A 26,218-nucleotide genomic window follows, 5' to 3' on the forward strand; every position below is an offset into this window, starting at 1 on the left:
AGCGGACTTAAAAGGAGGCTTTTCTCATGATTGTCGGTGTTCCCAAAGAGATAAAAAACAATGAAAATCGCGTCGCTCTCACTCCCGCGGGGGTAACGGCTCTCGTCCAGAACGGACATCAGGTGCTGGTTGAAACAAACGCTGGTCTCGGAAGCGGTTTCAATGACAGCGACTACGCCGCCGAAGGAGCAAAAATCGTCCCAACGGCAGCAGATGCCTGGGCAGCGGATATGGTGATGAAGGTAAAAGAACCGATCGCGTCCGAATATCAGTATTTCCGTGAAGGACTGATTCTCTTTACCTATCTGCACCTCGCGCCGGAGCCGGAGCTGACCAAAGCGCTGATGGACAAGAAGGTCATCGCGATCGCGTATGAAACCATTCAGCTGGACAACGGTGCTCTGCCGCTGCTCACGCCGATGAGTGAGGTTGCAGGACGCATGTCCGTGCAGATCGGCGCGCAGTTCCTGGAAAAAATCTACGGCGGAAAAGGCGTTCTGTTGAGCGGCGTTCCAGGCGTGCCGAAAGGCGAAGTCGTGATTGTCGGAGGCGGAATCGTCGGCACCAACGCCGCCAAAATGGCTGCGGGACTGGGCGCCAACGTCACCATCCTCGACATCAGTGCAGATCGCTTGCGCCAGTTGGACGACCTGTTCCAGGGCAGGGTGCAAACCCTGATGTCCAACAGCTACAACATTGCCAATGCCGTAAGGAAAGCCGACCTGCTGATCGGCGCCGTGCTCATCCCTGGTGCCCGCGCACCGCGCCTCGTCACGGAAGAGATGGTCAAAACGATGTCCCCAGGTTCCGTCATCGTCGACGTGGCAATCGACCAAGGCGGCTGCATCGCTACCAGCGACCGGATTACTACGCATGACAACCCGACCTTCGAAAAACACGGCGTCATCCACTACTCCGTGGCCAATATGCCTGGAGCAGTCGCCCGTACGTCCACGCTGGCCCTGACCAACGCGACGATGGCCTACGCTCTCCAGTTGGCCAACAAAGGGTACCGCGACGCCGTCATCCAAAACCCCGCGCTGGCGAAGGGCGTAAACGTCATCGATGGCAAAGTCGTCTATAAGTCGGTGGCCGAAGCGCATGGATTGCCATACCATTCCATTCAAGATGTCTTACTGGTAAAAAATTAAGAACAGCTGCTGTATGACAGGCAGGATCCGCCCGGCTGCTCGGGCGCGGTCCTGTTTTTGTTTTCTAATAAAGTGGAATGTGGTATGCTCTAAGGCAGATAAAAAGCAACAGGGAGTGGGCTAAACTTGTACCAACTAATAAAGAAGTATCTGTTTAAGCTTGACCCGGAGGAAGCTCATGAAAAGACCATCGAGGCGCTGCACCTTGCTCAGAAGAATCCGGCGGTGACGACCTTGATGCGGCTGCTGTACGGGTTTGGCGATAAACGTTTGGCGACTGAGTTATGGGGTTTGAAGTTTCCCAACCCTGTCGGTCTGGCAGCGGGATACGACAAAAATGCAGAGGTGTACCTCGCTTTGGCGGCGCTGGGATTTGGATTCATCGAGACAGGGACGATTACGCCGATCGCACAGCCGGGAAACAACCGCCCGCGCCTGTTTCGTCTGGTAGATGACAAAGCGGTGATCAACCGCATGGGATTTAACAACAAGGGGGCGTATATCGCCTCGCAAAGCTTGATTGATTACGCGTTTGCCGACATACCGATCGGCGTAAACATTGGAAAGAACAAGACGACGCCGAACGAACTGGCGGCTGATGATTACGAAAAGTGCCTGGACATGTTGTACCGCTACGGCCACTACTTCGTGATCAACGTCAGTTCCCCCAACACGCCGAATCTGCGCGACCTGCAGCAGACAGAAAGCCTGCGGGAGCTGCTGCGCCGGGTCCGCGGCAAAGCGACGGAGCTGGAGAAGCGAGGGGTCAAAGCCAAGCCGATTTTGCTGAAAATAGCCCCTGACATGTCGGATGAACAGATGCACGATGTCATCCGCGTCGCGGTGGAAGAAAAAATGTCGGGGATTATCGCGACCAACACGACTTTATCTCGCGACGGTCTGTCTGAACGTGTCCACGCTGATGAAGTCGGCGGTCTGAGCGGCAAGCCGCTGACTGAGCGCTCGACGGCATGGATCAGGGACATTTACCAGGAAGTAGGAGGCGAATTGCCGATTATCGGTGTCGGCGGGATTTTTACCGGGGATGATGCCTACGATAAAATTCGCGCCGGGGCCAGCCTGGTGCAGGTCTATACCGGGATGATCTACGAAGGGCCGGGCATCGTCAAGCGAATCAACAAGCGGCTGCTGCAGCTGATGGAGCGGGACGGCTTTTCCACGATCAGCGAAGCGGTGGGCGCCGATCATAAATAGGAGGGATTCTGATGAAGGTACTCGTGCTGGGAGCCGGAGCGGTAGGCGGCTATTTTGGCGGACGCCTGGCTGAAAAGGGAGCGGACGTGACTTTTTTGGTCCGGGAGAAACGGAAGCAGCAGTTGACAGAGCGGGGGTTGCGGATCGAAAGTGTCCACGGCGATGCCCGGTTGGAGCCGAACGTGATCACCAGCGGTGAGGCGGTTAGGCCGTACGATCTCGTCATTTTGTCGACCAAGGCGTACAGCAGCGAACAACTGCTGGCAGCCGTGGAAAGCGTCGCCCCCTACGTGGGAGAGCACAGCGTGATTCTGCCGCTTTTAAACGGCATCGCCCACATGGAGCTTCTGCAGCAAAGGTTTGGCGAGGAACGCGTACTGGGCGGTCTTTGCTTTATCGAATCAACGCTAAACGAGCACGGGGACGTCATTCAGACAAGCCCTGTCCACCGGTTGCTGTACGGAGAGTGGAAGGGCGGCCGCTCATCCAGGGTTGAGGCGCTGGAGAAGCTGTTCGCCGGTGCGGGCGCCAGCTTCGTCTTAAGTGAAGATATCGTGCGGGAGATGTGGCACAAGTACATGTTCATCGCGACGATGTCGGGGATGACCACGCTTATGCAGGCCGCTGTCGGACCGATCCGGGATTCGCAGTACGGACCGGAGCTGACCCGCCAGTTGTTTGAGGAGACAGCCGCAGTGATCCGGGCGACTGGCGCTGCGATTGACAGCCAAATCGTCGAGAAACAAATGGATATGTTTGGAAAACAGGGATATAATATGAAATCGTCAATGCTGCGCGACATGGAAAAGGGACTGCCTGTCGAAGCGGATTACCTGCAGGGCTACTTGCTCCGTTTGGCTGAGCGGCACAACGTGAGCACACCGCTCCTGCAGATTGTTTACAATAATCTAAAAGTCTACGAAATCAAGCGCGCCGCCCTGGAAAAGGTATAATAAAGGGGAAGGAGGGCTGCCTGATGGAAGTGATTCGAATCTCGCCGCGCGGCTACTGTTACGGCGTGGTCGACGCGATGGTTTTGGCGCTGACGACGGCGAAAAATATTGATCTTCCGCGTCCGATCTACATTCTTGGCATGATCGTACACAATGCCCATGTGGTCGAGGCATTTCGCAAAGAGGGCATCATTACGCTGGATGGCGAGGACCGTCTGTCCTTGCTGGAGCAAATCGACAAAGGGACAGTCATTTTCACGGCGCATGGCGTATCGCCTGAAGTTCGCAAGCGGGCGAAGGAAAAAGGCTTGACGATCGTCGACGCCACCTGCCCGGACGTTACGAAAACACATGATTTGATCAGAGAAAAAGTGGCGGATGGCTACCATGTCATCTACATCGGCAAAAAAGGGCACCCGGAACCGGAGGGGGCTGTTGGCATCGCGCCTGACCGCGTCCACTTGGTTCAGACAGTGGATGAGATCGAGAGACTGCAGCTCCCCACGGAAAAGCTGATCGTCACCAATCAGACGACGATGAGCCAATGGGACGTAAAGCACCTGATGGATGCGATTGTACAGCGCTTTCCCCAGGTGGAGATTCACAATGAGATCTGTCTGGCTACACAGGTAAGGCAGGAAGCCGTAGCCACGCAGGCAGGGGAAGCAGACCTGTGCATTGTCGTGGGGGATCCGCGGAGCAACAACTCCAACCGGCTGGCGCAGGTAGCGGAAGAGATCTCCGGCGTTCCTGCCTACCGAATCGGCGACTTGTCCGAACTGGATCTGGAGTGGCTGCGCGGCAAGAAAAAAGTGGCCGTCACTTCCGGTGCCTCTACGCCGACGCCGCTGACCAAAGAGGTCATCAACTTCCTCGAACAGTATGACGAGGCTGATCCAGCGACATGGGAGAAAAAGCGGACAGTCAATATGGATAAACTGCTTCCAACCGTTAAGGGATAAGGAACGAAAGAGAGAGACACCGATGGGAAATGGAGAGACGAGACTGGCGAAGGCGGCGGGCGAAAATCCGGCGCACACCTACCTCGCCATCAGCGGGCTTTACTTGTTTGTCTACTACGGGTTAGGGGCGTTTAACCCGCTCATCTCCCTGTATTACGAGTCGATTCATTTGACCGGAACCCAGATCGGGACCATCAGTGCGATCCCGCCGATCGTCTCCATCGTCGCCCAGCCGCTATGGGGCATGCTCTGCGATCACTACCGCACCCGCCGTCCGTTCCTGGCGCTCATGCTCATCGCCTCGGCGGCGGCTGCGCTGGTGTTTTGCCTGCTGACCTCGTACGCCTGGGTCGTGCTGCTGTTCATCCTGCTTTCCCTGTTTCAAAGCGCGATTACCCCTGTTTCTGACAGTCTTGCGCTCTCGTACGCCTACAAACAAAACATGCAGTTTGGCAACCTGCGCCTGTGGGGAGCGATCGGCTTTGCCATCTCCGTCTTCTTTACCGGAAAGGCAGTGGAAGCCTGGGGGGTCAATGCGATTTTTTTCTGTTACGGCGGCGCATTTGTGCTGTCGACCCTGTTTTTGCGCAGGATACCTGACCAAGGCACAGAATTTGGCACCAATGTCTTTCAAGGCATGCGCCAGTTGATCAGGCTGCCGCGCTTTTTGCTGTTTCTCGTCAGCGCGTTTTTCATTTTTGGCGCAATCAACGCCCACAATATCTACTTCGCCTTGTATTATCAGCATATCGGCGGTACGGTGGCCGGAATCGGATTCGCGTTTTTGCTCTTCGCCGGCAGTGAAGCGCCATTTATGAAAGCGGCCGGATTTTTTGTACGGCGCTGGGGGCTGGAGATGACGATCCTGACAGCCGGATTGGTCTGTGCCATCCGCTGGCTGTGGTACGGCACGGCACCAAGTGCCGCGGCGGTGATCGCCCTTTTCTTTCTGCAGGGCATTTCCGTCGGTTTTTACGCCGCTTCGGCCGCCCAGTTCGTCCGCGAAAATACGCCCGCTTCTCTGCAGGTAACAGCGCTTGCCATCTTCGCTTCCTTCGGCCAGGGACTGGGCTCGATGACCTGCAATCTGTTTGGGGGCATCATCATGGATTATGCCGGGATTCTGGCTACCTATTATTTTTTCGGGGTGATCACCGTGTTGGGGCTGATCCCGCTGCTCTTGATCCGCTTCGGTCCGTTCCGCCGGACTCCCGCTATTCAATGACGAGTGTTCCCCGATAACCGGCCTCCGGGTAGCCCGGCGCGTCAGAGTAGAACGAGTAAGCGCCTTTCTTGGCGGCCGTGAAGGACAGCGTGGTCGCTTCCCCTTGTTTCAAGGGTGGCGACTCGATTTGCAGTGACTTGATGACGAGGTTATGCGGACGCTGGTCTGTATTGACGACCACGAGGGAAATCTTTTCTCCTTCGTGGTATTTTAATGTTTGAGGCAAAAAACCGGAGCTGGTAATCGTTACCGACTGCAGCTTGACCCCGGTGGACGCAGTGGAGATTTTATACGAAGAAAAGCTGTGAAGGGCCAGCAGGGAGAGGATCATCCCTAAGGCAAACAGGGGGTACCCTACCAGGTATAATCGCGGAAACCGGTTAGACATGACAGTCATCTCCTTATTCGCAGATAATCCTAGTATGGGAAGGAAACCCAGTTTTGTATGAGTGGAAAAAATAGGGGGTGGGCAGTTCAGGGAAAAGGCTCTCCATATATGCTTACAACAGGTTATAACGATTTTTGCGTAAGACTTGTCTCAATCCGTACAGATTGAATCGTAACGTCGATTGAAGCCGGAGCGATATTCAGGCAGTAGTCGAGTTCGTCGTACAAGGCCTGCTGCAGTTGGCGGATGATCGGACGGATGGCTGTGCCGAAGGGAACGGACAGCGTCAGGTTGACCGCGAGGCGGGGCAGGTCGTGAAACGTATAGGTCGACTTGTGTACCTGCGCCACTTCGGGAAAGCGCAGACAGGCCGCCTGGACGATTTTTTTCAGCACGTGCTCGTACACCTGAATGCGCCCGCCGGAAAAAGCAGGCTGCACGATCGTCGTCTCGCCGATCACTTCTTTGCGGTGGGAGAAGATCTGCTGCGCTGACGCGATTATTCGCTGGAAGAAGTCCTTTTCCACCTCGACCCGCGGAACGGGAATGACGTGTTTTCCCTGTGTTTCCCGGATGTACCTGGCCGCTCTGATCTCTTGCGCCGGTTTGATCGACTCGATGGAGATGAACTTGGCGGGAGCAGGCAGCCCAAGCGCTGTAACGATTCGCTCAATCATCCGCTTGGAGGTGCCGATGACGAGCAGCCGTGAAATCGGGAGCCGACCCATGATCCGCTTTACTTCCTCCGCATGGTCAGGGTAAAAGAAGATCGCCCGTTTTACCGCCTGGATTTTCGTCTTTTCGTACTTGGCCGAAGTCCCGGCCACCTTCCGCCCCTGGTAAATGAGGATGCCGTCGTCGATGATCGCCTCAATTTCCAGCCGGTGGGCCAGCCCCAGCGCACTCGAGCTTTTGCCTGTTCCGCTGGAGCCGTATAATGCGTACACTTCCATATGCCCTCTCCTCGCAAACCTACTTCGGATTCGCTGTTGATGTCTCTAGGATAACACAGATGCCGCGGATGCCAAGTTTATTCGAATTGGGCGCCCAGCTCGCGGGCACGTTCTGCTGCCCGCAGGATCGCGGAGCTGACCGCTTTTTGGAAGTCGTATTGGTTCAATATTTCCAGGCCTGCCTGGGTAGTACCGCCGGGACTGGTGATCTTTTGCCGCAGCACGGACGGTTCCGTCTTCGTCTGGAGCAGCATCTGGGCGGCTCCATGCAGGGTTTGCACCGTCATTTCCCGGGCCATTTCCGGGGACAGGCCGGCGGCTACTCCAGCTCCTTCCATCGCTTCCACGAGATAGTAGATAAAAGCAGGGCCGCTGGCTGCCAGGCCCGTGATGATGTCTATCTCCTCCTCTGGGACGGTATGGACGTAGCCGATGGAGGAGAACAGCAGGCGGGCCAACTGAAGGTGGGTGTCGTCGGCGTAGCGGCCTGGCGCTATTCCTGTGGTCGACAGTCCGACTGCCGAGGAGGTGCTTGGCATCGCCCGGACGATCGGACAGTCTGCTCCCAACCAGGTGCCGATCAAATCAGTCGATACACCCGCGACAACGGAGATAACCAATTGGTCAGGGCGGACAAGACCGCGCAGCTCTTGGCAGGCTTTCGCCGCATCGGCGGGCTTTATCCCCAGGATCAAGAGGTCGACAGAGCGGATCAGCTGTTCTTTGTCATATACGGCACACACGTTGTACTGGTCGTGCAGGTAGGATAAACGCTCCGCATTGGACCGGTTGGTCACCGATATCTGCTCTGCGGGCAGGAGTCCTTCTTTTAACATGCCGTCCATCATCGCTTCGACTATCGATCCGGCACCGAGGAAGCCGATGCGGAGCGTTTGAAGTTTGGCTTCATATGAGATGGTTTGCATCTGTATTCCTCCTTTAGCGTATTTGTCCTGTGCCCAAGATCTGATACTTGATCGAGGTCAGCGCCTCAAGCCCCATCGGACCGCGGGCGTGAATCTTTTGCGTGCTGATCCCGATCTCCGCCCCGAAGCCGAATTCGCCGCCATCGGTAAAACGGGTAGAAGCGTTGTGGTAGACGGCGGCGGCGTCTACCGCAGCGAGAAAGCGTTTGGCAGCCTGGTCGTTTTCGGTGACGATCGCTTCCGAATGCCCGGTTCCGTGCTTGGCGATATGGGCAATGGCTTCTTCCAGGCTTTCAACCGTCCGGACAGCGATGATCATGGCAAGGTACTCGCAGCCCCAGTCCTCGTCCTGGGCGGGCTTCAGGATTTCTTGCAGTTCGGGGAAATCCTCTCTGGTTTTGGCGCAGGCGCGGATCTCCACCCCGGCATGCCAGAGGGAGCGAAGCAGCCCCTCCCGCTGTTCACGCGGCCACTTCCGATGCAGCAGCAGGCTCTCTGCGGCATTGCAGACAGAAGGCCGGCTCGTCTTGGCATTGATGACAATCGCTTCGGCCATTTGGCGGTTGGCGGACTCGTCTACGAAGATGTGGCAGTTGCCCACCCCGGTTTCCAGCACCGGCACGGTCGATGTCTTCACGACGCGGTTGATCAGTGCCGCACCGCCGCGCGGAATGATGACGTCGATCAAGCCGTTCAAGGTGCACATCGCATCGACTGACTCATGCTGCTCGATGGCGACGTATTGCACAGCTTCTTCGGGCAAATCGAGAGAGCGCAGGGCCGTGTGGATGCTGGCGACCAGCGCCACGTTTGTCCGGGCGGCAGAGCGGCTGCCGCGGAGCAGAATCGCATTCCCCGTCTTCAGTGCGATCGCGGCGGAGTCAACCGTGACGTTGGGTCGAGCTTCGTATACCATCCCGATTACGCCGAGCGGCACCCGCACCGACTGGATGACGAGACCGTTGGGCCGCTCCCACTTGGCCGTTGTGCTGCCGATCGGATCGGGGAGTAGGGCCAGCTCCTCCAGACTTTGCACCAGGCCAAGGATCCGGTCGTGACTGAGCCGCAGCCGGTCCAGATAGCTCGCAGGTTGGCCGCTTGCCTCTGCCGCCTGCAGATCCTGTTCATTCGCTGCCAGAATGGCCGCTTCATTCGTGCGCAGCTGCTCGCCAATGGCCCTAAGCGCGGCGTTCTTCTGCTCGCCAGACAGCAATGCCCAGACCCGGGCCGCCTGCTTGGCCGCTTGTGCCTGCAGCGCGACAGCTTCGCGAATTTGTGCTTTTTCCATGTAAAACACTCCTCTCCGGTTGTTTCCTCATTTTTTTAACTGGATACCGCCAGCAGCGTTACCCAGTAATCTCGATTGATCACTTCGCCTTCCAGCCGGTTTCCTTCAGCCGGCGGCAGTGCTTCACGCAGCTCATCTGCCCCGTAGCGGCTGATCCCTCTGCCGATCAGCGTACCGTCGCAGAGTACTTCGACTACTTCCCCTGCCGCGAACGAGCCGTCGACGCTTTGAATACCGGCTGCCAGCAGGCTTTTGTTCTTGTTGAGCAGGGCATCGGCGGCTCCCTTGTCAACGTGCAGCCTGCCGTGGACGGCGGAGTGCAGGGCGATCCACTGCTTTCGCGTAGAGACGTTCCACTTTTTCGTCTGTTCCCGGGTCATGCCCACATACGTCCCGACGCCTTCGCCGGCCAGGATGGACAGCAAGCCGTCATCGCCGTTTGCCCGGCCGATGAAGCAGGGGATGCCCAGGGAATGGGCGGTTTTCGCCGCTTTCAGCTTGGAGGCCATGCCGCCCGTTCCCAATGCTCCGGCACTTCCCGCCAACGCTTCCGCTTCTGCCGTGACGGTCCGCAAAAAGGGAATCCGCCGGGCGTCGGGGTGTTTGCGCGGGTCTTTGTCGTACAAGCCGTCCGTATCCGTCAAGATCACGTAGAGATCGGCGTGGACCAGGCCGGCGACCAGTGCGCCCAGCATGTCGTTGTCGCCAAACGTCAATTCGGCGACAGAAACCGTGTCATTCTCGTTGATGATTGGCAGGATTCTGCGGGACAGCAGCAGGGAGATGGTCTGGAAGGCGTGGCGATATCGTTCCTGATCGGAAAAGTCCCCCCGCGTCAGCAGAATTTGCGCTACCGTACAGTTGTTTTGCCCAAACAGGGCGGCGTACTGCTGCATTAACATGCCTTGGCCGATCGCAGCGGCCGCCTGCTTGGCAGCCAATGTGCGGGGCCGCTGTTTATAGCCGAGCTGCGCGTACCCGCTGGCTACCGCCCCGGAAGAAACCAGTACGGTTTCATGTCCGTTCGCATGCAGCCGGGATATGTTGGAAACGATGGCGGAAAGTTTTGCAGGATCACATCCTCCCTGAGGGGAGGCGAGGGAACTGCTGCCCACCTTGACCACGATTCGCTTTTTCATTTGACGCTTCACCTTTCTGTTCCGGGTATACAAAAAACCCTTTCATCCACATAAGGACGAAAGGGTCTGCTTTCGCGGTACCACCTTATTTGACAGCCTGATAAAAAACAAGAGCTGTCCGGCTTTTCGCCGGGCCCATGCCGCAGCGCTTTCCTTGATAACAGGGGAAAGGGTCCTGTTCTAGGTCATCCCTAGCCGCTCCGGGGCGGGTTCAAACCACTTCTGGGCGAATCCTTTCAGCCGCCGAGATTCGCTCTCTATGCCAGACGCATCGGTTTTACTATTCCCCATCATCGCGTTCAATGATATCCATGTTATATAGACATCATTATGCCCCCAGGTGAATTATTATGTCAAGTCCCCGATAGCATTCATTTAGCGGAACCTGCTTTGGCCGTATTCGCCCGTCCGCTTGTCAATTTCGAAGCTGCCGGTTTTTTGATCGCGAACCAGGTGGTAGGTAATCGTCTGGTTTCCCGCAAAGTTGGCCGGCGCGGCCCCTTGAACCACCGCTGTAATGCCGGACGGGTCAACCTTTGCCGTCGTATTGCGCAAGGAGATGAGGACGGGATAATCGACCTGCGGGGCGGCGATGTACAATTTTCCGTTTTCCATCCGCGTCGTCAGGTTGTCGTACATTTTTACGGCCAGCGGGTGGCTCCAAAACGTGGAAAAATGCGCAATAACCTTTTCCTTGCTGTCGTACTCCGGCGGAAGCTGACGGTAGCGCAGGCCGTCTTCTGTAATCGTCTTGCCGGTTGGCAGCGACGCTGCGGCGTAGAGAACATCCTCGACGACGTGTTCAGCTTTATTCAAGAACAAGACGAGCTCGGACTTGTCCTTGTCCAGATTGGTGATCGCGGTTGTCTTCAGTTTTTTGTCCTCTTTCGCTGCGGGCTTCTGCTTGCCGGCGGTCTTCGTACCTTTGGTTTTGTTTTTTGTTTGCGTCGATTTCGTCTGATCTTTGGCCTTCTGTGTGCCTTGTTGTCCGCCGCAGCCTGACACGGCGACAGCCAAAGCGAGGATGAGCAGCCACTTTCTCATGTTTTCCACCTCACACCTGTCGGCTATTTTCTGTTTTTAGCATGTGAAGCGGCTGGCAAGATAACCATGTTAACTTTTTCCTGCGGCATGTGCCGGCCAAATAGGGAGGAGGGGCTTGTTTGTTTGGGGTTTTACCACTATGATGGATAAAGTGTGATCAATTTCGGCAATGAGGTGGTATTGATGTTCGGTATTGGCAAAAAAGCAAAAAAGCTGGATGGCATAGATATGTTGATCATCAAGACAGAGGAGTCGGCGAACCGCCATTTTTATCAGGTGGTATTTCCCAGCGCATACGCGAATGACATCGTCAGCATGCTGCGCAAACTGCAAAAATCGCCGATCAACAAGCGCGAGTACCTGGGGGAAATCGGCGGGTTTCACATCAGCACGCATCTGGAGGCGATGACCAGCTTTGAAGTGCTGGACGAAGCGGATCTGGAAGCGCATCCCGTGCAAATCCAGGATTTTGCCAACATCCTGCTGCGCCGTCTGGAGGCTCTTGAAGAAAGCGGAGAGGTGGGGGAGTCCGAAGAACTCGCCTTTATCATGGGAGAGCTGACCATGCTGCGGGATGGCACCTTTGTACCGCAGATGTAAATTCGCATTGCAACCGGATTTACATTGTTTTAGAATAAATCTGAACAGATGTTCATTTCCTCGCAACGCAGCGGAAACATTCCACGAATACGCAATCAGAGGGGCTTTTTCTCTAGACGGCAGTGGAGTGTTTTTTTTAGCCGAAAATGAATGAATATTCATTCAAAAAGCTGCGAGCACATGAGCTGCGGGAACAGAACATAGGCTTAGGGTGAGAGAAAGCAAACAAGGAGGGTACTTGATGGAACGCAAAATTCGCAAAGCCGCTGTGCTTGGTTCCGGGGTAATGGGAGCGGGAATTGCCGCCCACTTGGCAAATGCAGGGATTCCGACGTATTTATTGGATGTCGTCCCCGGCGAATTGACGGCGGAGGAAGCGAAAAAAGGGCTGACGCTGGAGCATCCTGCCGTGCGAAACCGCATTGCCCAATCGGGCAAAGACAGGCTGGTCAAGGCCAAGCCGGCCCCGCTTTACGACAGGGCCAATCTCGCCCTGATTACGGTTGGCAATATGGAAGATCACCTTTCTCTCCTGGCGGAGGCAGATTGGATCATCGAAGCAGTGGTAGAGAACCTGGAAGTGAAAAAGCAAGTTTTTGCCGCGGTCGAGGCATACCGCAAACCCGGCGCCATCGTCTCTTCCAATACTTCGGGCGTTTCCATCAACGAGATGTGCAAAGAGCGTTCCGCCGAGTTTCGCAAGCATTTTCTCGGCACCCACTTTTTTAATCCTCCCCGCTATCTGAAACTTCTGGAGATTATCCCCGGCAGCGAGACAGACCCGGACGTCGTCGGCTTCATGCAGCGGTTTGGCGAATTCGTCCTGGGAAAAGGGACGGTCCTCTGCAAAGATACGCCCAATTTTATCGCGAACCGCATCGGGACCTACGGCTTGCAAGTATCGATTCACGAAATGGTCCGGCTGGGACTTGCTGTAGATGAGGTAGACGCCTTGACCGGTCCTGTCATCGGGCGGCCGAAAAGCGCTACGTTTCGAACCCTGGATGTCGTCGGCCTGGACACGTATGTACACGTCGCCCGTAACGTACAGGAGAAAAGCGGCGATCCGGGAGAGCGAGCTGTTTTTGAAGTGCCCGAATTCGTCTTGCGGATGGTGGAAAAAGGCTGGATCGGGCAAAAAAGCGGGCAAGGCTTTTTTAAACAGGAACAGACAGCGGCAGGCAAAGAGATATGGGCCATCGACTACCAGACACTGGAATACCGTCCGCGAATCAAGGCGAGCTTCCCGTCGCTGGCAGCGGCCAAATCGTCCAAAGACTTGCCGCAGAAGCTTCGGACACTGGCCTGGGGCAGCGATAAAGGGAGCGAGTTTATTTGGAACCTGTTCAAAAAGGTACTGCTTTACTCAGCGGCCAAAGTGGGAGAGATCACGGACGACATCGTCGCCATCGACCGGGCGATGAAGTGGGGCTTCGGCTGGGAACTGGGGCCGTTTGAAACCTGGGATGCCCTCGGCGTCGAGAAGTCGGTCGCCCGGATGCGGGAGGAGGGGGAAGCGATCCCGCCTTTGGTCGAAGAACTGCTGGCAAGCGGGAAAACCAGCTTTTACGAGCGGACAGACGGCCGTATCGGAGCTTTTGCGATCGGCGGCAAATACGCCTTGATCGAGGAGAACAAGCAGAGAATCAACCTTGCAGCGTTAAAAGAGCAGGGGAAGCTGATCAGGAAGAACGCCGGGGCAGCGCTGATCGATTTGGGGGATGGCGTCGCCTGTCTGGAATTTACCTCCCCGCACAACGCTTTGGGCATGGACATCCTGCACATGGCGAATACGGCTGTCGAGGTCGTCAAGCAGGACTTCCTCGGGCTGGTCATCGGCAATCAAGGCAAGAACTTTTGCGTCGGCATGAACCTGGCGATGGCGCTGGTCGAGGCCCAGGACGAAAACTGGCCGGAGCTGGAGCTTTTGGTGAAAAAGTTTCATGCGGTAAAACAGGCATTCAGGCAAATGGGACGTCCTGTGGTCGCAGCCCCGTTCGGCATGACGCTCGGCGGAGGCGTGGAGGTATGCTATCTGGCGGATCGCGTCCAGGCATCTGCCGAGACTTATATGGGGCTGGTTGAGGCCGGGGTGGGACTAATCCCGGCTGGCGGCGGCACGTCGGAGATGCTGTTTCGCGCCATGGAGAACGTTCCGCAGGGAGGCACGTTTCCCGTTGATCCCTTCCCGTTCGTCGCCCGGGCCTTTGAAACGATTGCGCTGGCCAAAGTCTCGACGAGCGCCCACGAGGCCGTCCAGCTCGGCTACCTGCGTCCGACTGACGGCATCAGCATCCATCCCGATCACTTGCTCTACGACGCCAAGCAGGCTGTGCTGACCATGGACAAAGCGGGGTACAGGCCGCGCCAGCCGCGAAAAATTCGCGTGATCGGCGAGACCGGCTATGCCAACCTGCGGCAAAATCTCTATTCGATGCGGATCGGCGGGCTGATCAGCGAACATGACGAGCTGATCGCCGGCAAGCTGGCCTACGTCATGGCGGGGGGCAGTCTGCCAGCCGGGACGGAAGTGAGTGAAGCGTACATCCTGGAGCTGGAGAAACAGGCGTTCATGGAATTGATCAAGACGCAGAAGTCGCAGCAGCGGATGCAGCACATGCTGGCCAAGGGCAAGGCGCTGCGCAACTGATCCAGATTGCAAGGAGGAGAGAGCATGAGAGAAGCAGTCATCGTCGCCGGGGCGCGGACGGCGGTAGGCAAAGCAAAACGGGGCAGCCTGAAGGACGTGCACCCGGTCGATATGGGGGCGGCTGTAGTCGGCGACCTGCTGCGCCGGGTGCCCGCGCTTGATCCGGCCTTGATCGAAGATGTAATCATGGGGACAGCGGTTCCCGAGGCCGAGCAGGGCATGAATATGGCGCGCCTGATCGGGCTTCGCGCCGGATTGCCGACATCTGTGCCGGGCATCACGATTAACCGGTTTTGTTCTTCCGGATTGCAGACGATCGCCTACGCCGCACAGCAGATCGTCGCCGGCGGAGCGGACGTCATCGTCGCCGGCGGCGTGGAGAGCATGAGCCTGCTGCCGATGCTGGGCCATAAAGTCGCGCTCAATCCGACGCTGGTGGAGACGATGCCCGAAGCTTATATGGGCATGGGACATACGGCGGAAGAGGTGGCGCGGCGCTATCAGGTGAGCCGGGAAGACCAGGATGCCTTCGCGGCGGAAAGCCATCGCCGGGCAGCGGCGGCGATCAGGGAAGGAAAGTTTGCCGAGGAGATCGTGCCGCTGCAGGTCAAACAGCACCACGTTGACGACGACGGAGCGGTGCATGTAAAGGAATTTCAATTTGATACGGATGAAGGCGTTCGCTACGACACGACCGTCGAAGGATTAGCCAAGCTAAAGCCGGTATTTCATCCGCACGGCACGGTTACGGCGGGGAACGCCTCGCAGACGAGTGACGGAGCGGCAGCCGTCATGGTCATGTCCGCCGCCAAGGCAGCCGAGCTTGGGATTGCACCGCTTGCCCGCTTCCGCTCGTTTACGGTAGGGGGCGTCGATCCCGACGTCATGGGGATCGGTCCGGTCGTGGCGATTCCCAAAGCGCTCAAGCTGGCGGGATTGTCGGTTGCCGATGTCGACTTGTTTGAATTGAACGAGGCGTTCGCCTCGCAGTCGCTGGCGGTTATCCGCGAGCTGGATCTGGATCCGGCGAAGGTAAACGTAAACGGCGGAGCGATTGCCCTGGGTCATCCGCTCGGCTGTACAGGTGCCAAGCTGACCGTCTCTCTGCTCCAGGAGCTCCGGCGGCAGGGCGGGAGGTACGGGGTCGTGACCATGTGCATCGGCGGCGGCATGGGAGCCGCCGGCGTGTTTGAACTGCTGTGACAGTCTCTTGTAAAGGAGAGTGAGTGGAATGGCGGAAACGAATAACGTGATTCGAGGCGGCAGTTTTCTTATTGATACCGGGTCGTGTGATGAAGTGTTCACGCCGGAAGACATCCGTGAAGAGCATAAGATGATCGCCAGAACGACAGAGGATTTTATCACCCATGAGGTTCGCCCGCGTCTGGGCGAAATCGAAGCACAGCATTTTGATCTCTCGGTCCAATTGTTGAAGGACGCGGGAAAGCTGGGGCTGCTCGGCGCAGATGTGCCGGAGGCGTACGGGGGCCTGGGGCTGGACAAGGTAAGCTCGGCGTTGATCACGGAAAAGTTTGCACTCGCCCGCAGCTTTGCGATAAGCTACGGAGCACATGTGGGCATTGGTTCGCTGCCGATCGTCTACTTTGGCAGCGAGGAGCAAAAGCGCAGGTACCTGCCTGATCTGGCCTCCGGAGCCCGCTTGGCGGCCTACTGTCTGACCGAACCGGGCTCCGGGTCTGATGCGCTTGGCGCCAAGACGGTGGCCCGCCTCTCCGCAGACGGCAAACACTACATTCTCAACGGAGAAAAGCAGTGGATTACCAACGGCGGGTTCGCCGATGTGTTCATCGTCTACGCCAAGATCGACGGCGAACAGTTTACGGCGTTTATCGTCGAGCGGACGTATCCGGGCGTCTCCTTTGGGCAGGAAGAGAAAAAAATGGGGATCAAGGGCTCGTCGACGCGGACCGTCATCCTGCAGGACGTTCCCGTACCTGTGGAAAATCTGCTGGGCCAGCCGGGCAGGGGCCACGTGATCGCCTTTAACATCCTCAACATCGGCCGCTACAAGCTGGCATTGGGAACAGTCGGATCCGCCAAGCACGCCCTTCATCTGGCGGCGACATACGCAAAAGGACGGAGGCAATTCCAAACCGCGATCGCCAATTTTCCCCTGATCCAAAACAAGCTGGCCAACATGGCGATCAAGCTGTACGCAGCCGAAAGCTCCGTCTACCGAACTGTTGGCTTGTTTGACTCCGCGATGTCTGCGCTGGGGGAAAAGGCGGACATGGGCGGCGAAGCAGCAAAGGCGATTGCCGATTATGCGATTGAGTGCTCGATTAACAAGGTGTTCGGCTCGGAAATGCTGGATTACTGCGTAGACGAAGGCGTGCAGATTCACGGCAGCTACGGTTTCATGTCTGAGTATGAAATCGAGCATATGTATCGCGACTCCAGAATCAACCGCATTTTTGAAGGAACCAATGAAATCAATCGCCTGCTGATTCCCGACATGCTGGCCAAAAAGGCGATGAAGGGAGAGCTGCCGCTGCTCGCGGAGGCGGCCCGGCTGCAGGACGAACTGCTGCAGTACTATCCGGCGGAAGTGGAGGAGTCACCGCTGGCGGCAGAAAAACATCTGCTGTCGATGACCCGCAAAATCATTTTGATGGTGGCCGGATCGGCGATGATGAAATACCAGCAGGCCCTTGCCAAGGAACAGGAACTGCTGTCACTCATTGCCGATATGATTATCCAGCTTTATGCCATGGACAGCGTCGTGAAACGAACGGAGAAAGCCTTCTCGAAAAACGGCGTGGAAAAAGAACGGCACAAATGGGAGCTGACGACTGTCTTTGTACACGAAGCGTTTGACAAGGTGGAGGCGTGGGCGAAGGAAGCGCTGGCGGCGATGGAGGAAGGAGACGAACTGCGCCTGCGGCTGTCCATCTTGAGAAAGCTGACTCGCAGCAATCCGGTGAACGCGATTCACTTGAAGCGAGCGATTGCAGACCAGGTGATCAAAGCAGACGGATACGCGGTTTGACTGATGTATGTGAAGCTGGGGATTCATTCCCCAGCTTGTTCTTGTTCCTCGGCAAGTTGGGTAAATACGACCAACCGCAGTGAATGTTGCTGAGTCTTTTTGTTAAATTTGCCTGCGCATGTAATCAAATTCAGCCGGGGGGTGTCCGACTCTCCGAAAACTCGTTGCCGTGGAGCTTTGGCAGGTGGAAAAAACTCCACCGACTTTACGACAAAGTTCAATTTCCGACCGTTTTTATCCGAGACAATCACCTTGTCTTGCGGCTTCAGCTTCTTTAGGCCGTAAAACACGGCCGGCCCCGTATAGTGATCCAGATGGCCTGCAATAACCGCACTTCCGTTCTCTCCCGGTTTTGTCCAGGGCATGAGTATCCCGACGCGATCAAACGCTTTCGGTACGCCCATCTGCCCATTTTTCAATACTCCGACCGGCTCTACGGGAGCGTTTAGTTTGATGGAAGGTATTTGCAGACGGGCAGGGGTGATTCCGATCCGCTTCGGAGCCGGCTTTTGAGCAGGCGGTGTCGGAGCTGGCTGTGTTATTTCCATCGGGGGTGTTAGAGCCGGCTGTGCTGTATCCGGCGGTTCCGCTGCGCTGCCTGCTTCCGGCAGGCTCTGCTGATATTCAATCGGTGCCTGTTCAACCGCTGAAGGCGTAGGCGCTGAGGCGCAGCCCGGCAAAACCAAAAGGGCAAGCACCAGGATAAGACATATGTGTTTCAGCATTGTTCACGCTTCCCCCTAAAACGTAGGAAAAGAGGGAATATCCCTCTTTTAGTTGCTCGTTCCGCCCAAACCGGTGCTAGGCATCCCCGGAGCTTCTTTGATATGAAGCTTTTTGGTGGTTTTGGCTTTGGTATGAATTTTGTGGGTCTTGGTGTGAACCTTATGCTTGGCGGGATGGCCAGGGGGATGTGCGGCAAATGCCGAAGCCGAGGTGAACACGAAGCAAACAGCAAGGGCTATAGAAACAATCTTTTTCACTGTCGGTACCACCTTTCCATTGTTGATTTGTTGTCCTTGCAGCTATAGCTTTTCCCCGTTTTCGGCGTGTATGAAGGGACTTTTTGGCCATCCAGCAAGCGGAAAAAAACGCTGGAAGTGCACTGCTGCACGACTTCCAGCGTTGTTTCGGACTTATTGCACGGACGGTTCTTCGTAGATGGCCTGCCAGCCAGCCGGTGTGATGAACAGGCGGATTGCCTTGATCTTGCGGTCGTCCATCAGGGTAAAGTAATGGCGGTAGTAGGAAGGAACCGAGATCAAATCGCCGGCGGAGAGCTCGACGTCAAAATAGCGGCCATCTTTTCCTTTGATGGCGAAAATTCCGTGGCCGTCGACGCAAAAGCGAACCTCGTCGTCGGTGTGGTGGTGTTCAGCGATGAACACCTTCAACAACTCGTCTAAATTGGGCGTCTTGTCTGAAAGCATGATCAGGTCGGCGGTGGTGTATCCGCGACGGGCGCTGATGTCGTCAATCTCTTTGCGGAACGCTTCGACGATTTCGTTCTTTTCTTCATCGCTTAAATCGTAGTCATTGCGCTGGCGGTCATTCAGACGGTCAACGCCCCAGTATTCGTAGATGACCTCCTGCGAGGAGAGGAAGCTTTCGACAGCTTCTCTGCCCTCGATGTACTCATTGGTGTCGTGAAAACGGACTTTTGCCATTTTTACATCCTCCTTTAAAATTGGTTACACGCTTGCCTGTGCCGGGGCAACGGCGCTGCGCAGCTGGAGCAAACGCAGATGGTACTCAAACAAAAATTCAAACGACTCCAAATGGCGCTTTGCTTCAAAATCGTTTTTCCCCCAGGCGTAAATGCCGTGGTTGCGGATTAACACGCCGGGAACTTCCGGGGTAATCACTTTGTCAATCGCGGCCGCCAGCTTCGGGATATCAGCGTAATTTTCGACGATCGGCACCGTGATGGCCGCATTTTCTTCCCAGATGCCAAGGCCCTTGATCAACTCCTGGCCTTGAATCGAAAACGCCCGCTGGCCAAAGTACAGCTCGGAGATCAGGTTATTGCCGAGCGTATGGACGTGAAAGCAGGCTCCCGCTTCCGGGATCCGCTTGTAGACGACGGCGTGGATCAGGGTTTCCGCAGACGGCTTCAGGGAAGTGGGCTCGACGGGTACGGCGTCGCCGTCGACGATCAGGTAATCCTCTGCTGTCAGCTTGGTCTTGTCTTTGCCGCTCGCCGTGACTGCGAAGCGGAGCGGATCACCTGACAATCTGATGGAGAGATTGCCGCTGGTCCCGGGAAACCAGTCCCGTTTGGCAAAGTTCAGCTTCGCCTCGTCCAGACGCCGAAAAGCATCTGTACGCTGTTCAAGAGTAGTCGTGGTTGTCATGACAGTTTCACCTCCTCAGATACTTGCAAGTTTTGTAAAATGTGAATCACATCGTAAAACGTCGCGAACGGCTGATGAGCCAGGCCCAGCTCTTTGCATTTCTGTTCCAGGAGGGAGCGGGCGATGACGAAATCGGCGATTTTTGCACCCGCCAGGTCAGTAATGCTGTCTCCGATTACGATGCGGTGATAACGCTTGGGATCATAACCGCGGATGATCGTTGTTTTGCACATGCCGCAGTCGTTGGAACAGTGTTCCCCGCAGCGGTGCGGCCAGGTAATCGTGATCCGCTCCTGTGTAAAATCGCTGCCGTTGCAGTAAATTCGATTTTCCAGCTGAAATCCGGCGAGGATAGGGTAGACGAAAAAGTCGATGCCGCCGCTGGTGATCAAGAGTTCGATGCCCGCCTCGTCGCAAAAGCGGACGAACTGATCAAAACCTGGGCGAATCTTCGCGTCTCGGGCAATAAACCGAACGATCTCATCTTTTAACGCGGAAGGCAGCATGGCGAATAATTGGCCGACCCCTTCCCTGATGCTCATCTGTTGTGTCAGGATCTTTTGCATCAGGGGCTCTGCTTCCGGCGGGCCAAAACGGCGCATGATCGCGGCGATGTTGTCCTTTTCCGTTATCGTGCCGTCAAAGTCGCAGAACAAGACGATTTGCTTGCTCACTTGGCGCCACCCCATTTCGCGAGGGCGATCGCCAAAGGTTCGGAATGCTTGGCAGCTTCTTCAAGGGATATCCCGTTTGCAGCAGCATCGATGGCTGCGACGAACGCTCTTGCTCCGTCAGTGGCACCGCCGGGATGGCCGTGAATGCCGCCGCCTGCATTGACCACTTGATCGACGCCGAAATCGGCGTAGAGCTGGGGCACCAGACCGGGATGAATCCCTGCAGACGGCACAGGGAAGGGGCGCTTCAGCGTCTGATGCGGTTCCGTCAGGCTATCCGCCAGTTTGAGCGCGTCGGACTTATCCAGGGCGACATTGCCGTACGGCGACGGGAACAAGACCAGGTCAGCGCCGGCCAGCCGCATCAGTTTGCCCAGCAAAAGCGGCGTGGCGATACCGTAATCGGGTGACGGGTAATAGGCTCCCGCCAATGCCGGGTGGGACATGATCGGGATGGTTATGTCGGGATCTGCAGCCAGGCGGTGCAGCATGTCAAAGCCGTATGCCAACACGTTGAACAACAGGCAGGTGGCTCCCGCCTCGACCGCCCGCTTTGCCTTGTCCGGCAAAAGATGGCTCGGGCCGGTCAGATTGGCCGCATAGAGAACCGGTTTGCCGGTCTCCGCCTCGATTTCTTTGGCGATTTGCCCGAATGCGGCTATGCGTTCGAGGAACGGGGCGCGGTCGTCGGCAAAGAAGATTTCGTCGTCCTTGATCAGGTTGACGCCGCCTTGCGCCTGTGCGCGAAACTGTGTTTTCAAGTCGTCAAAAGGAAGGCCGAGGCACGATTTGAAAATGCTCATCAAGAGCGGCCGTCCGTGAACCTTGGTCAGCTCTCTCAGTCCATCAATCCCGAATTTGGGGCCAGGAAAGGCGGATGTAAAGGAAGGCGGAAGCTGGACGTCGATCAGCTTGATTTTTCCGTCCATCGACAGCTTTCCGAATATACCGGTCAAGAGCGAGGGAATGTCTTTGGTAAAGTTGCGAACCGGATAGCTTACGGTAATCAGGCCGCGGGTTTCGCTGTTTTCAAGCACGGACAGCGGCTCAGTGCCGGCCGGCTCGCCGAGATAAGGGCGAAGTTCCGCCTGTTTGGCCGCAGGCAGGTCGGTCCACGAGCCTACGGTCATCCCGACGGCAATGGCAGCAGCCTTTTTTTCCAGATCTTTTGCTTGCGTCAAGTAGGTGACCAGGATGCGTTCCTCGTTCACGTGTGCAGGCCTCCTTTCGGAATTCGGAAATGAGACATGAAAAAACCGCCTACGAGAGGAGGCGGCAGGGTTTCCAAGCGTTCTCCTCTCATCTCTCAGAAGCCGCACCACATGCGGTTCTGCAGGATTTAGCACCGTTTCGCACTTTATTGAAAGCAGCGCGCCGGTTGCCGGGCATCATCGGGCCAGTCCCTCAGCCATCTCGCGATAAGAGTTTATGGAAGTATGCGTTTGTCACTTTCGCTGTTGCTAAGTAAAATCATATGACGTTTAGCTGTGAGCGTCAAGCCTGAGTTTGAGTTTGCCGCTCTGACGCTTCCGGCTGAAATGAGTGCGGAAGAATCTTGACAGATGCTGCTCCACTGTGTAAGATTCAACTTACAATCACATACAACAAGGATGACCTTATCCAGAGACGGTGGAGGGACTGGCCCGATGAAACCCGGCAACCGACATTTCGACAGATGCTAACAGTCGCAATGCACGGTGCTAATTCCTGCAGAAACAAACCATTCTGGAAGATAAGGGGGAATAACGTTGACTATTGGACACAACGACCTCTTCTCTCCGGAGAAGAGGTCGTTTTTTGTTGAATTATGATTGATCATCAGCTGAAGGGAGCATGAAATGATATGGCTTATCGTCCGTTGTCTGAACAAGAAGCCGTTGAATACGTCAGGAAATTGCCTGACCTGTTTGATCGGGATGCCGCATTGACAAGCCGTGAGATTGGCGACGGCAACCTGAACCTGGTATTTCACATCCGCGATGAACGAGCGGATAAGAGTGTCATCGTCAAGCAAGCGCTGCCTTACGCACGGGTCGTCGGCGAATCCTGGCCGCTTACCCTCGATCGGTCCCGGATCGAGAGCGAAGCTTTGAGGATTCAGCAAAAGCTGGCACCCGGGCTGGTTCCGCTGGTCTATCACTACGACAGCGAGCTGGCGCTGACGGTGATGGAGGATTTGAGCGACCACGTGATCATGCGCCAGGGGCTGATCGCGGGCAACCGCTATCCGCTCTTTGCCAAGCACATCGGCCGCTTTATGGCCCATACGCTGTTTTTTACTTCCGATCTGGGCTGTGATCCGTTCGAGAAAAAAGCGCTGGTAGGGAAGTTTATCAATCCGGAATTGTGCAAAATCACAGAGGATTTGGTCTTCACCGATCCTTACGAAGACGCTCCGACCAACAACTTTAACCCGCTGATTCGCAGGGAAGTGGAAGCGATCTGGAACCATGCGGAACTAAAGCGGGAGATTGCCCATCTGAAGTACGGCTTTTTGACGAAGGCGGAGGCGCTGCTGCACGGCGATCTGCACACGGGCAGCATTTTCGTCACGGAAACGAGTACGAAGGTGATCGATCCGGAATTTGCCTACTACGGGCCGATCGGCTTTGACATCGGCGCCGTGATCGCCAATCTGCTGCTCAACTTCGCCGCCCAGTCCGGACTGCAAAGCGATCCGGACCAGCGCAAGGAGTACCGGAAATACCTCTTGGAGACAGTGGAAAACGTCTGGGAAGAATTCATCTCGCAATTTGTGCAGCTCTGGCATCGCCAGGCAAAAGAGCGCAGTGCCCATGTAGACGGATTCTGGCAGGAGTACGTGGTCAACCTCCTGGCTGACAGCGCAGGATACGCCGGCTGCAAGATGCTTCGCCGGGTGATCGGGTTGGCCGGGGTAGCCGACCTGAACAGCATTCAGGACGATGCGGCACGCGCCGATGCAGAGCGGTTGGCGCTGGCGATCGGGCAGGCTCTGATCCTGGAGCGCCGCTCGTTAAAAGGCAGCACTGACATCAGCGACCTCGCATGCCGGGTGACGGCAGAATTTGGACAGGAGGCAGTCTTATGAGCAGCGAAGCCAAACGTTTGGTGCCGTTGGAATGGGCGGGGGACCATCTCCGACTGCTTGATCAGACCCGTTTGCCGGTCGAAGAGGTCTATTTGCGGCAGACTACGGTACAGCAGGTTTGGGAGGCGATTCGCCACCTGCAGGTGCGCGGCGCGCCTGCCATTGGCATGGCTGCGGCTTACGGACTCTACCTTGGCGTCAGGGAGAGCACGGCCGGGAACTTTGCCGATTTTTGGCGGCATGTCGAAGAGCAAGCCGACTATCTGGCCTCCTCCCGGCCGACGGCGGTCAACCTGTTCTGGGCTTTAGACCGGGTAAAGGCACGGGTCAGGCAGGAGGAGGGCCAGCCGATCGAGGAGATAAAGCAGGCTGTCCTTGCGGAGGCGCTGGCGATTCAGGAAGAGGACGAGCGCGTCTGCCGCGCGATCGGTGAAAACTTGCTGACCTTGCTGCAGGACGGGACCGGGGTCCTGACCCACTGCAATGCCGGTTCGCTGGCGACAGCCGCCTACGGCACGGCGACGGCTCCGTTTTACCTGGCGAAGGAGCGGGGCTGGAATTTGCGGGTGTACGCGGACGAGACGCGTCCCGTCCTGCAGGGATCGCGCCTGACCGCCTACGAACTGCAGCGTGCGGGTATCGATGTGACGCTGATCTGCGACAACATGGCGGCAACCGTGATGGCCCAGGGAAGGGTGCAGGCGGTCGTCGTCGGAACGGACCGGGTGGCGGCCAACGGCGATGTCGCCAACAAGATCGGGACGTACGGCGTAGCGGTATTGGCCCATGCCCACGGCATTCCCTTTTACGTCGCGGCTCCGTTTTCTTCGATCGATCTGGATACGCCGACCGGTGCGGAAATCCCGATCGAGGAGCGGCCGGCCGAAGAGATTACCCACGGGCTTGGCAAGCAGGTGGCACCGGATGGGATCAAGGTGTACAATCCCTCCTTTGACGTCACCCCGGCCAGGCTGATCACGGCGATCGTGACCGAGACCGGGATCTACAAACCGGAAGAGTTGGCCGGCCTGCGAAAATAAAAAGCGAGCGCCCCATGTTCCGCGCTGCGGAGGACATGGGGCTTTTTCAAGTGAAACCGGCTTACTGTCCTCTCAGACTGGTTTTGAGGATCTTGCCGCTGACGGTTTTAGGCATCTGGTCGAGCACCTCAAGCATTCTGGGAAACTTGTAGGAAGCCAGCTTTCCCTCGCAGAATGAATGCAGCTCTTCCAAAGTGGGAGCGGGCTGATCCTGTTTTAGCGTGATGAACGCTTTTACCTCTTCGCCTCTGACCGGGTCGGGGATGCCGACCACCGCCACCTCCAACACGGACGGATGCTGGTAGATGACCTCTTCCAGCTCCCGCGGATAGATTTTGAAGCCGGCGCGGTTGATCATGTCTTTCTTGCGGTCGACGATGTAAAAGTAGCCGTCCTCGTCCATTCGGGCCATATCGCCCGTGTGGAGCCATCCTTCCCGCAGTGCCTTCGCGGACTCTTCCGGCTTGTTCCAGTATTCCTTCATGACGTTTGGGCCTTTTACGATGAGTTCGCCCACGCCGTCGGCATCGTCTTGCTCGCTTTCATAGCAGATCCGGACCTGGACGTCGCGGATGGGGGTGCCGATGCTGCCCGGCTTTTTTCGGCCGAAGGGCGGGTTGATCGTGACGACCGGGGAGGTTTCCGATAAACCGTACCCCTCGACGATTTCAAAACCAAGCAGCTCCTTCCATTTGGCAAACACCTCTACCGGCAAGGGGGCTGCACCGGTAAAGGCGAGGCGGAGGCTGAGATCGTATTCTTTGATCTGCGGATCCTGCAGCATGTACGTGTACATCGTCGGCGGCCCGAAGAAGAAGCTGATCTTTTCCTGCTCCATCGTCTGCAAGGTCTTCTGGCTTGATTCCCATCTCTCCAGCAGGTAATTGTAACCGCCGCTGTATACAGTCGCATTCAGACAGCAGGTTTGCGCCGCCGTGTGAAACACAGGCGCGACGATTAAGGTTTTTTCCTGAGCGCTCATCTCCAGCGCCTCGGCGAATGCCTGCGCATTGCTGTACAGATTCCCGTGCGTCAGCAGCGCTCCCTTGGGCAGCCCGGTGGTTCCCGAGGTGTAGATGATCGTCGACTCTTCGACGTCCGCAGGCAGTTGGAGGGGCCCGTCTTTACCGTCTGCTATAAACGCGGCAAAAGATTCGGGATCGTCCGCGTTGAGCAGAAGCGGAGCCTCCTTCCACTCTACCTGTTCCAGCTTTTCGAGAAAAGGATGGCTGGAGACGACAATCCTAGGTGCGCAATCGGAGAGGATCAGCTGCAATTCCCGGGCGGACAGCACAGGATTGACGGGGACAGAGATAGCTCCTGCCCGCATACAGGCGAAGTACGTCAGGACAAATTCCTCCCGGTTCATCAGGACAATGGCGATCCGGTCGCCGGGAGAGATGCCCCAGCCGACAAACGCTTGCGCCAGCCTGTCAAGCAGGTGATCCAATTTCCGATAGGTCCAGGTTCCGCGCTCGGTGCCCAGGGCCAGCTGTTCCGGGTTTTGGACAGCGTGCCTTCTGATCATCTGATCCAATCTCGCCGACATAAATTGACCCCCCATTCATTTTTCTTT

The 26,218-nt window shown here is 56.6% G+C and carries 24 protein-coding genes, 2 riboswitches and 1 other annotated feature; of the genes, 11 read left to right on the forward strand and 13 right to left on the reverse strand.

The window, feature by feature from the left end; all coding sequences use genetic code 11:
- The first annotated feature begins 26 nt into the window (after positions 1-26).
- The 5 genes from ald (at position 27) to HGBM_RS11910 (ending at position 5,506) form a co-directional block, all read left to right on the forward strand.
- On the forward strand, positions 27-1,151 hold the full coding sequence (ald, locus tag HGBM_RS11890; protein ID WP_019121328.1) for an alanine dehydrogenase: 1,125 nt from the start codon (positions 27-29) through the stop codon (positions 1,149-1,151).
- A gap of 126 nt (positions 1,152-1,277) precedes the next feature.
- Positions 1,278-2,366, forward strand: coding sequence for a quinone-dependent dihydroorotate dehydrogenase (locus HGBM_RS11895; RefSeq protein WP_019121329.1), 1,089 nt, complete (start codon positions 1,278-1,280; stop codon positions 2,364-2,366).
- An 11-nt stretch (positions 2,367-2,377) separates the two neighbouring features.
- Positions 2,378-3,319, forward strand: coding sequence for a 2-dehydropantoate 2-reductase (gene panE, locus HGBM_RS11900; protein ID WP_019121330.1), 942 nt, complete (start codon positions 2,378-2,380; stop codon positions 3,317-3,319).
- Between the two features lie 23 nt (positions 3,320-3,342).
- On the forward strand, positions 3,343-4,281 hold the full coding sequence (locus tag HGBM_RS11905; protein ID WP_019121331.1) for a 4-hydroxy-3-methylbut-2-enyl diphosphate reductase: 939 nt from the start codon (positions 3,343-3,345) through the stop codon (positions 4,279-4,281).
- A 22-nt stretch (positions 4,282-4,303) separates the two neighbouring features.
- A complete protein-coding gene (locus HGBM_RS11910; RefSeq protein ID WP_019121332.1) occupies positions 4,304-5,506 on the forward strand; it encodes an MFS transporter in 1,203 nt (400 codons plus the stop codon).
- Here the strand turns inward: HGBM_RS11910 and HGBM_RS11915 are convergent.
- The 6 genes from HGBM_RS11915 to HGBM_RS11940 all read right to left on the reverse strand — a co-directional run bounded on the left by HGBM_RS11915 (position 5,496) and on the right by HGBM_RS11940 (position 11,244).
- A complete protein-coding gene (locus HGBM_RS11915; RefSeq protein WP_019121333.1) occupies positions 5,496-5,894 on the reverse strand; it encodes a cupredoxin domain-containing protein in 399 nt (132 codons plus the stop codon). The genes HGBM_RS11910 and HGBM_RS11915 overlap by 11 nt on opposite strands.
- A gap of 122 nt (positions 5,895-6,016) precedes the next feature.
- Positions 6,017-6,847 (reverse strand): hypothetical protein, encoded by an 831-nt coding sequence (locus tag HGBM_RS11920; RefSeq protein WP_019121334.1) that lies wholly within the window; start codon positions 6,845-6,847, stop codon positions 6,017-6,019.
- A gap of 77 nt (positions 6,848-6,924) precedes the next feature.
- Positions 6,925-7,773: a pyrroline-5-carboxylate reductase gene (gene proC, locus HGBM_RS11925; protein ID WP_019121335.1), complete on the reverse strand. Its 849-nt coding sequence runs from the start codon at positions 7,771-7,773 to the stop codon at positions 6,925-6,927.
- Between the two features lie 13 nt (positions 7,774-7,786).
- A complete protein-coding gene (locus tag HGBM_RS11930; protein WP_019121336.1) occupies positions 7,787-9,061 on the reverse strand; it encodes a glutamate-5-semialdehyde dehydrogenase in 1,275 nt (424 codons plus the stop codon).
- Positions 9,062-9,096: 35 nt separating this feature from the next.
- Positions 9,097-10,200 carry a glutamate 5-kinase gene (proB, locus tag HGBM_RS11935; protein WP_019121337.1) on the reverse strand — a complete coding sequence of 368 codons (1,104 nt, stop codon included), beginning with the start codon at positions 10,198-10,200 and terminating at the stop codon, positions 9,097-9,099.
- Between the two features lie 49 nt (positions 10,201-10,249).
- Positions 10,250-10,503, reverse strand: a binding site (T-box leader).
- A gap of 72 nt (positions 10,504-10,575) precedes the next feature.
- Positions 10,576-11,244 carry a hypothetical protein gene (locus HGBM_RS11940; protein WP_019121338.1) on the reverse strand — a complete coding sequence of 223 codons (669 nt, stop codon included), beginning with the start codon at positions 11,242-11,244 and terminating at the stop codon, positions 10,576-10,578.
- Between the two features lie 183 nt (positions 11,245-11,427).
- On the opposite strand from HGBM_RS11940, the gene HGBM_RS11945 reads away from it, so the two are divergent.
- The 4 genes from HGBM_RS11945 to HGBM_RS11960 all read left to right on the forward strand — a co-directional run bounded on the left by HGBM_RS11945 (position 11,428) and on the right by HGBM_RS11960 (position 17,504).
- The gene (locus HGBM_RS11945) at positions 11,428-11,844 is read left to right on the forward strand and encodes a hypothetical protein (RefSeq protein ID WP_019121339.1); all 417 of its coding nucleotides are present in this window, start codon (positions 11,428-11,430) and stop codon (positions 11,842-11,844) included.
- A gap of 241 nt (positions 11,845-12,085) precedes the next feature.
- On the forward strand, positions 12,086-14,494 hold the full coding sequence (locus HGBM_RS11950; RefSeq protein WP_019121340.1) for a 3-hydroxyacyl-CoA dehydrogenase/enoyl-CoA hydratase family protein: 2,409 nt from the start codon (positions 12,086-12,088) through the stop codon (positions 14,492-14,494).
- Between the two features lie 24 nt (positions 14,495-14,518).
- Positions 14,519-15,697: an acetyl-CoA C-acetyltransferase gene (locus tag HGBM_RS11955; protein WP_019121341.1), complete on the forward strand. Its 1,179-nt coding sequence runs from the start codon at positions 14,519-14,521 to the stop codon at positions 15,695-15,697.
- Between the two features lie 28 nt (positions 15,698-15,725).
- The gene (locus HGBM_RS11960; RefSeq protein WP_019121342.1) at positions 15,726-17,504 is read left to right on the forward strand and encodes an acyl-CoA dehydrogenase family protein; all 1,779 of its coding nucleotides are present in this window, start codon (positions 15,726-15,728) and stop codon (positions 17,502-17,504) included.
- A gap of 23 nt (positions 17,505-17,527) precedes the next feature.
- Here HGBM_RS11960 and HGBM_RS11965 read toward each other — a convergent pair whose 3' ends face one another.
- The 6 genes from HGBM_RS11965 to HGBM_RS11990 all read right to left on the reverse strand — a co-directional run bounded on the left by HGBM_RS11965 (position 17,528) and on the right by HGBM_RS11990 (position 21,743).
- Positions 17,528-18,229: a class F sortase gene (locus tag HGBM_RS11965; protein ID WP_019121343.1), complete on the reverse strand. Its 702-nt coding sequence runs from the start codon at positions 18,227-18,229 to the stop codon at positions 17,528-17,530.
- A 48-nt stretch (positions 18,230-18,277) separates the two neighbouring features.
- Positions 18,278-18,487: a hypothetical protein gene (locus HGBM_RS11970; protein WP_019121344.1), complete on the reverse strand. Its 210-nt coding sequence runs from the start codon at positions 18,485-18,487 to the stop codon at positions 18,278-18,280.
- A 153-nt stretch (positions 18,488-18,640) separates the two neighbouring features.
- Complete coding sequence (locus tag HGBM_RS11975; protein WP_019121345.1) at positions 18,641-19,171, reverse strand: cupin domain-containing protein; 531 nt, start codon at positions 19,169-19,171, stop codon at positions 18,641-18,643.
- Between the two features lie 24 nt (positions 19,172-19,195).
- Positions 19,196-19,858 (reverse strand): methylthioribulose 1-phosphate dehydratase, encoded by a 663-nt coding sequence (locus HGBM_RS11980; protein ID WP_019121346.1) that lies wholly within the window; start codon positions 19,856-19,858, stop codon positions 19,196-19,198.
- Complete coding sequence (locus HGBM_RS11985; protein WP_019121347.1) at positions 19,855-20,532, reverse strand: 2-hydroxy-3-keto-5-methylthiopentenyl-1-phosphate phosphatase; 678 nt, start codon at positions 20,530-20,532, stop codon at positions 19,855-19,857. The genes HGBM_RS11980 and HGBM_RS11985 overlap by 4 nt, the downstream gene beginning before the upstream one ends.
- Positions 20,529-21,743, reverse strand: a complete 1,215-nt coding sequence (locus HGBM_RS11990) for a 2,3-diketo-5-methylthiopentyl-1-phosphate enolase (protein ID WP_019121348.1) — start codon at positions 21,741-21,743, stop codon at positions 20,529-20,531. The genes HGBM_RS11985 and HGBM_RS11990 overlap by 4 nt, the downstream gene beginning before the upstream one ends.
- Positions 21,744-21,828: 85 nt before the next feature.
- Positions 21,829-21,957, reverse strand: a riboswitch (SAM riboswitch).
- Between the two features lie 188 nt (positions 21,958-22,145).
- A riboswitch (SAM riboswitch) is annotated at positions 22,146-22,271 on the forward strand.
- A 104-nt stretch (positions 22,272-22,375) separates the two neighbouring features.
- On the opposite strand from HGBM_RS11990, the gene mtnK reads away from it, so the two are divergent.
- Positions 22,376-23,602, forward strand: coding sequence for an S-methyl-5-thioribose kinase (gene mtnK, locus HGBM_RS11995; RefSeq protein ID WP_019121349.1), 1,227 nt, complete (start codon positions 22,376-22,378; stop codon positions 23,600-23,602).
- A complete protein-coding gene (gene mtnA / locus HGBM_RS12000; RefSeq protein ID WP_019121350.1) occupies positions 23,599-24,642 on the forward strand; it encodes an S-methyl-5-thioribose-1-phosphate isomerase in 1,044 nt (347 codons plus the stop codon). Before mtnK ends, mtnA begins: the two co-directional genes overlap by 4 nt.
- A 61-nt stretch (positions 24,643-24,703) precedes the next feature.
- Here the strand turns inward: mtnA and HGBM_RS12005 are convergent, their stop codons facing one another.
- Positions 24,704-26,191 carry a long-chain-fatty-acid--CoA ligase gene (locus tag HGBM_RS12005; RefSeq protein WP_019121351.1) on the reverse strand — a complete coding sequence of 496 codons (1,488 nt, stop codon included), beginning with the start codon at positions 26,189-26,191 and terminating at the stop codon, positions 24,704-24,706.
- Between the last annotated feature and the right edge of the window lie 27 nt (positions 26,192-26,218).

The sequence above is a fragment of the Brevibacillus massiliensis genome (assembly GCF_000311785.1).
Taxonomy (GTDB): domain Bacteria; phylum Bacillota; class Bacilli; order Brevibacillales; family Brevibacillaceae; genus Brevibacillus_C; species Brevibacillus_C massiliensis.

Coding starts and splice junctions, on each gene's coding strand:
- ald (WP_019121328.1), top strand. CDS start 27: ATGATTGTCGGTGTTCCCAAAGAGATAAAAAACAATGAAAATCGCGTC.
- panE (WP_019121330.1), top strand. CDS start 2,378: ATGAAGGTACTCGTGCTGGGAGCCGGAGCGGTAGGCGGCTATTTTGGC.
- HGBM_RS11905 (WP_019121331.1), top strand. CDS start 3,343: ATGGAAGTGATTCGAATCTCGCCGCGCGGCTACTGTTACGGCGTGGTC.
- HGBM_RS11910 (WP_019121332.1), top strand. CDS start 4,304: ATGGGAAATGGAGAGACGAGACTGGCGAAGGCGGCGGGCGAAAATCCG.
- HGBM_RS11915 (WP_019121333.1), bottom strand. CDS start 5,894: ATGTCTAACCGGTTTCCGCGATTATACCTGGTAGGGTACCCCCTGTTT.
- HGBM_RS11920 (WP_019121334.1), bottom strand. CDS start 6,847: ATGGAAGTGTACGCATTATACGGCTCCAGCGGAACAGGCAAAAGCTCG.
- proC (WP_019121335.1), bottom strand. CDS start 7,773: ATGCAAACCATCTCATATGAAGCCAAACTTCAAACGCTCCGCATCGGC.
- HGBM_RS11930 (WP_019121336.1), bottom strand. CDS start 9,061: ATGGAAAAAGCACAAATTCGCGAAGCTGTCGCGCTGCAGGCACAAGCG.
- proB (WP_019121337.1), bottom strand. CDS start 10,200: ATGAAAAAGCGAATCGTGGTCAAGGTGGGCAGCAGTTCCCTCGCCTCC.
- HGBM_RS11940 (WP_019121338.1), bottom strand. CDS start 11,244: ATGAGAAAGTGGCTGCTCATCCTCGCTTTGGCTGTCGCCGTGTCAGGC.
- HGBM_RS11945 (WP_019121339.1), top strand. CDS start 11,428: ATGTTCGGTATTGGCAAAAAAGCAAAAAAGCTGGATGGCATAGATATG.
- HGBM_RS11950 (WP_019121340.1), top strand. CDS start 12,086: ATGGAACGCAAAATTCGCAAAGCCGCTGTGCTTGGTTCCGGGGTAATG.
- HGBM_RS11955 (WP_019121341.1), top strand. CDS start 14,519: ATGAGAGAAGCAGTCATCGTCGCCGGGGCGCGGACGGCGGTAGGCAAA.
- HGBM_RS11960 (WP_019121342.1), top strand. CDS start 15,726: ATGGCGGAAACGAATAACGTGATTCGAGGCGGCAGTTTTCTTATTGAT.
- HGBM_RS11965 (WP_019121343.1), bottom strand. CDS start 18,229: ATGCTGAAACACATATGTCTTATCCTGGTGCTTGCCCTTTTGGTTTTG.
- HGBM_RS11975 (WP_019121345.1), bottom strand. CDS start 19,171: ATGGCAAAAGTCCGTTTTCACGACACCAATGAGTACATCGAGGGCAGA.
- HGBM_RS11980 (WP_019121346.1), bottom strand. CDS start 19,858: ATGACAACCACGACTACTCTTGAACAGCGTACAGATGCTTTTCGGCGT.
- mtnK (WP_019121349.1), top strand. CDS start 22,376: ATGGCTTATCGTCCGTTGTCTGAACAAGAAGCCGTTGAATACGTCAGG.
- mtnA (WP_019121350.1), top strand. CDS start 23,599: ATGAGCAGCGAAGCCAAACGTTTGGTGCCGTTGGAATGGGCGGGGGAC.
- HGBM_RS12005 (WP_019121351.1), bottom strand. CDS start 26,191: ATGTCGGCGAGATTGGATCAGATGATCAGAAGGCACGCTGTCCAAAAC.